The sequence below is a fragment of the Saccharomonospora iraqiensis subsp. iraqiensis genome (assembly GCF_000430445.1).
Taxonomy (GTDB): Bacteria; Actinomycetota; Actinomycetes; order Mycobacteriales; family Pseudonocardiaceae; genus Saccharomonospora; species Saccharomonospora iraqiensis.
The window spans coordinates 5,961-14,005 of the sequence record NZ_KE387110.1 but is presented as its reverse complement, the minus strand read 5'-3'; the positions used below and the strand labels follow the sequence as shown (position 1 = coordinate 14,005).

At 70.9% G+C, this 8,045-nt stretch carries 4 protein-coding genes; 1 reads left to right on the top strand and 3 read right to left on the bottom strand.

Features of this window, described 5'->3' with window-relative positions; translation table 11 throughout:
* Positions 1-310: 310 nt before the first annotated feature.
* From topA to ACTIR_RS0115915, 3 genes are all read right to left on the bottom strand, one after another.
* Positions 311-3,388 carry a type I DNA topoisomerase gene (topA, locus tag ACTIR_RS23765; protein WP_034240461.1) on the bottom strand — a complete coding sequence of 1,026 codons (3,078 nt, stop codon included), beginning with the start codon at positions 3,386-3,388 and terminating at the stop codon, positions 311-313.
* Between the two features lie 387 nt (positions 3,389-3,775).
* Complete coding sequence (locus tag ACTIR_RS0115920) at positions 3,776-4,432, bottom strand: hypothetical protein (RefSeq protein ID WP_026455026.1); 657 nt, start codon at positions 4,430-4,432, stop codon at positions 3,776-3,778.
* 181 nt (positions 4,433-4,613) lie between these two features.
* The gene (locus ACTIR_RS0115915; RefSeq protein ID WP_026455025.1) at positions 4,614-6,905 is read right to left on the bottom strand and encodes a sodium-translocating pyrophosphatase; all 2,292 of its coding nucleotides are present in this window, start codon (positions 6,903-6,905) and stop codon (positions 4,614-4,616) included.
* Positions 6,906-7,265: 360 nt separating this feature from the next.
* Between ACTIR_RS0115915 and ACTIR_RS0115910 the strand changes: the two genes are divergently transcribed.
* Positions 7,266-8,045, top strand: a 780-nt coding sequence (locus ACTIR_RS0115910; RefSeq protein ID WP_154663789.1) for a DEAD/DEAH box helicase, incomplete at its 3' end; no start/stop codon positions are given.

The window sequence follows — 8,045 nt, the reverse complement described above, 5'->3', positions numbered from 1 at the left end:
TCCGGGTCGGGCTTCACCGGCCGCGCGATCTCCGCGTCCCCGAGCCCGGACCCCGCCGCGTCCTGCCGGGAGGCGGGGCCGGGCGCCGGGTCGGTGAACGACCGCGACGGCTCGGGGGCCTGCGTACCGTCCGCGTCCACCACACGTCCTCCTCGCGCGTCTGTCCCGTCTCACGCGGTCGCACCACCGGACCGTCTCGACCGGTCACGGTCGGTGCATCCCAGCGTAGCGACCGTCACGGCACACGCCATCCGTCATCGGTGCACCGTCGTCGTCACTGATCGCGATCAGCGCGGGTGGGACGCGCGGGTCAGTCCTCGGATCCGGTCGCCCCGGCACGGGACGTCGCCGCGGACCGCGACGAGGCGGACCCGGAACCCGCGGACTTCGAGGTCGTCGACTTCGACGCCGTGCTCTTCGAGCCGGCCGACTTCGACCCCGTCGACTTGGATGCCGTCGACTTGGACCCCGTCGACTTGGATGCCGTCGACTTCGATCCGGTCGACTTCGATCCGGTCGACTTCGATCCGGTCGACTTGGACGCCGTCGACTTGGCGGTCGACTTCGAAGTGGTCGACTTGGCGGTCGACGTCGACTTGGCCGTCGACTTCGAGCCGGTCGAGGACGTCTCCGACGACGCGGTCGTCGACTTCTTCTTCGAGCCCTTCTTCGGGGCGGGCCCCTTGGCCCGCTTCTCGGCGAGCAGCTCCGCGGCCCGTTCCCGGGTCAGGTCCTCGACGCTGTCCGAGCGGCGCAGCGACGCGTTGTACTCGCCGTCGGTGACGTACGGCCCGAACCGGCCGTCCTTGACCGTCATCGGCTTGCCGGACTCGGGGTCCTCGCCCATCTCCTTGAGCGGCGGTTTCGGCGCGGCCTGCCTGCCGCGGCGCTTCGGCTCGGCGTACAGCTTGAGCGCCTCGTCCACCGTGATGTCGAAGATCTGCTCCTCGCTGCTGAGCGAGCGGGAATCCGTGCCCTTCTTCAAATACGGCCCGTACCGGCCGTTCTGCGCGGTGATCTCCTCCCCGCTCTCCGGGTCGGTGCCCACCACGCGGGGCAGGGACAACAGCTTCAGCGCGTCGTCGAGCGTCATCGACTCGATCGACATCGACTTGAACAGCGACGCCGTGCGCGGCTTCGGCTTCTTCGCCTTCGCCGTCCGCTTCCCCTCGGCCGGTTCCTCCGGCTCGGGCAGCACCTCGGTGACGTACGGCCCGAACCGGCCCTCCTTGGCCACGATCTCGTGCCCCGTCTCCGGATCGGTGCCCAGCGTCCTGCCCTCCTGCGGAGTGGCGAACAGCTTCTCGGCCACCTCGACGGTCAACTCGTCCGGCGGCAGGTCGTCCGGCAGGTTCGCCCGCCGGGAGCCGCCCTCGCCGTCCGGGCGCTCCAGGTACGGGCCGTACCGGCCGACCCGGACGACCACCTGACGCCCCTCGTCGTCGGTGAACATCGGGATCGAGTTGATCTCGCGGGCGTCGATGTCCTCGACCCCCGAGCCGACCAGCTTCTTCAACCCGCCGAGCCGGCCGATCGAACCGTCCGCACCCAGATCACCGCCGAAGTAGAAGCGGGAGAGCCAGTCGGTGCGCTGTTCGTCCCCGGAGGCGATCCGGTCGAGCTCGTCCTCCATCGCGGCGGTGAAGTCGTAGTCCACGAGCCGCTCGAAGTGCCGTTCCAGCAGCCCCACCACGGAGAACGCCACCCAGGACGGCACCAGCGCGGAGCCCTTCTTCCACACGTAGCCGCGGTCCTGGATCGTGTTGATGATCGAGGCGTAGGTGGACGGCCTGCCGATGCCCAGCTCCTCCAGCTTGCTCACCAGGGCCGGTTCGCTGTAGCGGGCCGGGGGCGAGGTGGCGTGCGCATCGGGGTTGAGCGCCGTCGCCGTCATCGGCAGCCCGGTCGACAGGTGCGGCAGCCTGCTCTGCTTGTCGTCGGCCTCGCCGCCCTCCTCGGCGTCGACGGACTCGACGTAGGCCCGCAGGAACCCGGGGAAGGTGATCGTGCGGCCGGAGGCGGAGAACACGCACTCCTCACCGCCGGCGGCGGTACCCGTGATGCGCACCGACATCGTGGTGCCCTTGGCATCGGCCATCTGCGAGGCGATGGTGCGCTGCCAGATCAGCTCGTAGAGCCGGAAGGAGTCGGTCTCCAGTTCGTTCGCCACCGCACCGGGTGTCGCGAACACCTCGCCCGCCGGGCGGATCGCCTCGTGCGCCTCCTGGGCGTTCTTCACCTTGCGGTTGTACTGCCGCGGCTTGTCCGAGACGTGGTCCGCGCCGTACAGCTCGGTCGCCTGGGTCCGCGCGGCCGTCAGCGCCGCCTCGGACAGCGTCGTCGAGTCCGTCCGCATGTAGGTGATGTAGCCGTTCTCGTAGAGCCGCTGCGCGATGCGCATGGTGCGCTCCGACGAGAACCGCAGCTTGCGGCCCGCCTCCTGCTGCAGGGTGGAGGTCATGAACGGCGCGTACGGCCGCCGGGTGTAGGGCTTCTCCTCGACGCTGGAGACGGCGAGTTCGCGGCCGGCGAGCGTCTCGGCGAGCCGGGTCGCCTCCGCCTCGTCGAGCACCCGCACGTCGGCCGAGCCCTGTTTGAGCTGCCCGTCGGGGCCGAAGTCGCGGCCCGTGGCCAACCGCGCACCGTCCACGGTGGTCAGCCGGGCCGGGAAGGTCCGCGGGGAGGCGTCCCCGCCCGCGTCCATCGTCGCCGAGATGTCCCAGTAGGACGCCGAGGTGAACCGCATCCGCTCACGCTCGCGCTCCACGACGATCCGCGTGGCCACCGACTGCACCCGGCCCGCCGACAGCTTCGGCATGACCTTCTTCCACAGCACCGGCGAGACCTCGTAGCCGTACAGCCGGTCCAGGATGCGCCGGGTCTCCTGGGCGTCGACCAGGTCGGAATCGAGTTCCCGGGTGCTCTCCGCGGCCGAGCGGATGGCCTGCTCGGTGACCTCGTGGAACACCATGCGCCGCACCGGGACCTTCGGCCGCAGCGCTTCGAGCAGGTGCCACGCGATCGCCTCGCCCTCGCGGTCGGGGTCGGTGGCGAGATAGAGCTCGTCGACGTCGGCGAGCAGCCCCTTGAGTTCGGTGATGGTGGACTTCTTGTCCGGCGAGACCACGTAGAGCGGCTCGAAGCCGTTGTCGACGTCCACCCCGAGCCGGGCCCAGGGCTCGCCCTTGTACTTGGCGGGGACGTCGGCGGCACCGCGGGGGAGGTCCCGGACGTGTCCGCGGGACGACTCGACGACGTACCCGCTGCCGAGGTACGGAGCGATCTTGCGGGCCTTGGTCGGCGACTCGACGATCACCAGGCGGCGCCGGCCGTTGCCGCCCGCGTCCTCCGTCGCGCGGTCGTCGGACGGGGAGTCCTCCCGCGCCACGGTTCGTTTCGTCCGTGTCGATCCAGCCACGCTTCGTCCGCTCTCTCGCTCGTTCCCGACTCGTTGTTCGATCCGCCAGTGTGCACGCCGCGACGACGTCCCGTCCGTTCAGGTACTCCGACACGCCACGGATCCGTCCGCGCCGGGGTGCGCCGACCACGGCCGTCGCCGCAGGTGACATCCGTGCCGTCGGCACCCGGACCCCTTCTCACACCTAGCACGCCACGCCCGGCGATCGCCGCCCGGGGCCACTACGTAACCGGACGAACACACGGAGTGTCCGATCCTTCCGGAGGCTCCCGACCTCCCGGTGTTCCCCGGTCGTGCTCCCGGAAACGACCGGGACGGCGGTGGTTGTTCCCGGCGCGTCCGGTCCCGCCGACGGGGTCACCGCCCGCCGTCGGTGTTTCCCGCGGTCTCCGGCGCATCGATCCGGGGTTCCGGACCGCCCTCGGTGAGGTCGCGGCACGCGGGGGCGTGTGCACCGGCCCGGCCGAGTTCCGGCACCGAGTCGAATCCCTCGAGCAGGTCGAGCTCCCCGATCTCGTCCATCGGCGCGTTCACCCGGCCGAGCGCGTCCCGGCTGGCCCGGACGCCGTCGGCCGCGTCGAGCTCGGACCGGGCGCTCACCGCCTCGTCCCGGATCCCGGTGTAGGTCGTCACCGCCCGCGCACGGACCTGTTCGGCGCCCTCGGACGGCGCCGGGTCCAGCGATTCCAGCCGGTCGAGGGCGCGGTCGAGGCCCCCGACGACCGCCCGCAGCATCTCGCTCGACGTCCGCTCGATGCTCCGTGTCGTGCTCGGGTCGATCGTCGGCATGTCCGAGACCGCCTGCACGACCTCGGTGACCGCGCCGCAGTAGTCGTTGACCCAGTTCACCGTCGAGCCACTCACCGGGCCGGACCGCGGAGCGGCCGGGCCGGGCACGGAGGGCTCCGCCGTCGACGGGGACGGCGCCCCGGCCGGTTCACCACATCCGGCGACGAGCACTCCGGTGGTCGCGCCGACGACCGCGAGGGCGAACCTGCCTCCGAACGGGCGCACGCCATACCTCCTCACGAGCGACCGGGCCTGACCGCGGATCTCCCCGCACTGTACTGACGGCGTCCGGACGTCCGCCCCGACGTTCGGGATCACGACCTCACACGATCGGATGAGACGGGCCGGGCGCGGACGGCAGGAAAGCCGCCACGCCCGGCCCGGTCCCGGTCCCTCGGTCGGTGGATCAGGAGTTGGCGCCGGACTCCTGTGCCGCCGGGTTGTCGGTCATCACCGAGGCCCGCCGCTTGGACACCACGATCGCCGCCACGATGATCAGCACCGAGACGAGCGCGATCGCCAGCCTGGCGCCCAGCGAGGCGTACTCACCGACGGTGAGGTACACGATCGCCGGTGCGATCAACAGCGAGACCAGGTTCATGACCTTCAACAGCGGGTTGATCGCCGGGCCCGCGGTGTCCTTGAACGGGTCGCCGACGGTGTCCCCGATGACGGTGGCGGAGTGCGCCTCGGAGTTCTTGCCTCCGTGGTGGCCGTCCTCGACGAGCTTCTTCGAGTTGTCCCAGGCGCCACCCGAGTTCGCCAGGAAGACCGCCATCAGCATGCCGGTCGCGATCGCCCCGCCGAGGTAGCCCGCCAGCGCCCCGGTGCCGAGGCCGAAGCCGACGGCGATCGGGGCGAACACCGCGAGCAGGCCGGGGGTGGCCAGTTCGCGCAGCGAGTCGCGGGTGACGATGTCGACCACCCGGCCGTACTCGGGGCGGGTGGTGCCGTCCATGATCCCGGGGATGTCCCGGAACTGGCGCCGCACCTCGTAGACCACGGCACCCGCGGCGCGGGACACCGCGCTGATCGCCAGCCCGGAGAACAGGAACACCACGGCGGCGCCGATGATTCCGCCGACCAGCGTGTTCGGCGCGATGATCGAGCTGACGAAGGACTCGCCGAGGTCCTGGGCCGTGGCCCCGGCGTCGGCCAGCGCCTCGTTGATGGCCGCCGAGTAGGAGCCGAACAGCGCGGTCGCGGCGAGCACCGCCGTGGAGATGGCGATGCCCTTGGTGATCGCCTTGGTGGTGTTGCCGACGGCGTCCAGTTCGGTGAGGATCTGCTCGCCCTCGCCCTCGGTCAGGTCACCGGACATCTCGGCGATGCCCTGCGCGTTGTCGGCCACCGGGCCGAAGGTGTCCATCGCGACGATCACACCCACCGTGGTGAGCAGGCCGGTACCGGCGAGCGCGACGGCGAACAGGGCGACCCCGCCGCCGAGCAGGTACGCGCCGAACACGGCGGCACCGACGACGAGCGCGGTGAACACGGCCGACTCGAAGCCGACCGAGATGCCGGACAGGATCACCGTGGCCGGGCCCGTCTCCGAGGTCTTGCCGACGTCCCGCACCGGCTTGTTCTCCGTGCCGGTGTAGTAGCCGGTCAGCCAGAGGATGACCCCGGCAAGCGCGATACCGATGATCACCGAGAACGTCGCGACCACCGCCGGGCTGCCGCCCGCGTCGGGGTCGGCGAACGAACCGGGAAGCAGCGTGAACGCCGCGATCGCCGAGAGCACCGCCGAGATGGCGGCGGAGATGTAGAACGACCGGTTGATCGTGGTCAGTCCGCCCTCGCCCGCACGGGCCCGGGTGATGTAGATGCCGATGACGGCGGTGATCACACCGATGGCCGGGATGATCAGCGGGAAGACCAGCCCGTCCCCGGCCGCACCGAAGGCGGCGCTGCCCAGGATCAGTGCGGCCACCAGCGTGACCGCGTAGGACTCGAAGAGGTCGGCGGCCATCCCCGCGCAGTCACCGACGTTGTCGCCGACGTTGTCCGCGATCGTGGCCGCGTTGCGCGGGTCGTCCTCGGGGATGTTCTGCTCGACCTTGCCGACCAGGTCGGCGCCCACGTCGGCGGCCTTGGTGAAGATGCCGCCACCGACACGCATGAACATCGCGATGAGTGCGGCGCCGAAGCCGAAGCCCTCCAGGACCTTCGGGGCCTGGCCGGTGTAGACGAGGACGACGACCGAGGCACCGAACAGTCCCAGGCCCACCGTGAACATGCCGACGACCCCGCCGGTGCGGAAGGCCAGGCGCATCGCCTTCTCCCGGCCGCCGTTCTCCCGGGCCGCCGCGGCCACCCGCACGTTGGCCCTGGTGGCCAGCCACATGCCCAGGTAGCCGATGAAGAACGAGAACGCCGCGCCGAGCAGGAAGAACACCGAGCGGCCGATGCGCTCGCCCCAGTCCTCCGCGGGCAGCGCGAACAACAGGAAGAACACGACCACGCCGAAGACGGCGAGGGTCCTCCGTTGTCGGTTGAGGTAGGCGGCCGCACCTTCCTGCACGGCCCGGGCGATCTCCTGCATCTTCTCGGTGCCCTGCCCCGCGGCCAGGACCTCCTTGAGCAGGAGAACACCGATGACCACCGCGGCAAGGGCGATCACGGCGACCACGGCCACGATGCCGTAGTCACTCCCGGAGAGTTCCGCCGTACTCTCCGCGAGAATGTGCCGGGACATTCGTCCTCCTGAAACGTCGCCTGTTGTCGACGCCGCCAGCGGTGCGTGTCCACTGTGCTGCAGCCGACATTGGGATCTACACCACTAACGGTGTGTTTCGGCGGAGTCTATTGGTACTGCGCCGATCACGGGCAAGGTGACCCATCTCGCACCGGAAGAAACACCATGTGAGTCCGGTCACTCACCCCATGTGTCGATCGTCACGTGACCGGATGTGGGACCCTCGACAGGTGCGGGGCGACAAGTCGACATGACGATGTGGACGCCGGTGCCGGTGTGGACGGTGTCCGGCACTGGTGCACGATGAGCGTGCGGAACGGGCAGGCAGCCGCGGCCGGGACGGCCGGGAGGGCGCGACGGATGACGACGACGGAACCAGCGGAGTTCGACCGGAGCCGCGACGCGCGGCGGCTGCTCGGCCGGACCACCGCGGGCATCCCCCGCGAGCGCCACCCGGTCACGCACGTCGCCGACCTCGAGGCGCGCGAGCCCCGCTTCGCCGACTGGCCGGAGTGGGCACCGGACGGTGTCGTCCGGGAACTCACCGCCCGCGGGGTCCCACGGTTGTGGACGCACCAGGCCGAGGCCGCCTCACTCGCCTGGTCGGGCCGGAACGTGGTGGTCGCCACCGGCACCGCGTCCGGCAAGTCGACGGCCTACCAGCTCCCGGTGCTGTCCACGCTGGCCACCGACCCGAAGGCCACCGCGCTGTACCTCGCACCGACCAAGGCCCTCGGGGCCGACCAGCTCCGCTCGGTGGCGGGGACGGACCTCGGCACGGATGCGCACGACCCGCGGCCCGCCGCCTACGACGGGGACACCCCGCAGTCGGAACGCCGCTGGGTACGGGACCACGCGCGCTGGGTGTTCAGCAATCCGGACATGCTGCACAAGGGCGTGCTGCCCGCCCACGCCCGGTGGGCGCGGTTCTTCCGCGGACTGTCCTACGTGGTGGTGGACGAGTGCCACGGCTACCGGGGGGTGTTCGGTTCGCACGTCGCCCTGCTGCTGCGCAGACTGCGCCGGATCGCGCGGTACTACGGCGCCGATCCGGTGTTCGTGCTCGCCTCGGCCACGACCGCCGAGCCCGCCGCGTTCGCGTCCCGGCTGGTCGGCGCGGACTGCGCGGCCGTGACCGGG

Excerpts from the sequence above, each read along its gene's own strand:
- ACTIR_RS0115915 (WP_026455025.1), bottom strand. The coding sequence starts at position 6,905 with ATGTCCCGGCACATTCTCGCGGAGAGTACGGCGGAACTCTCCGGGAGT.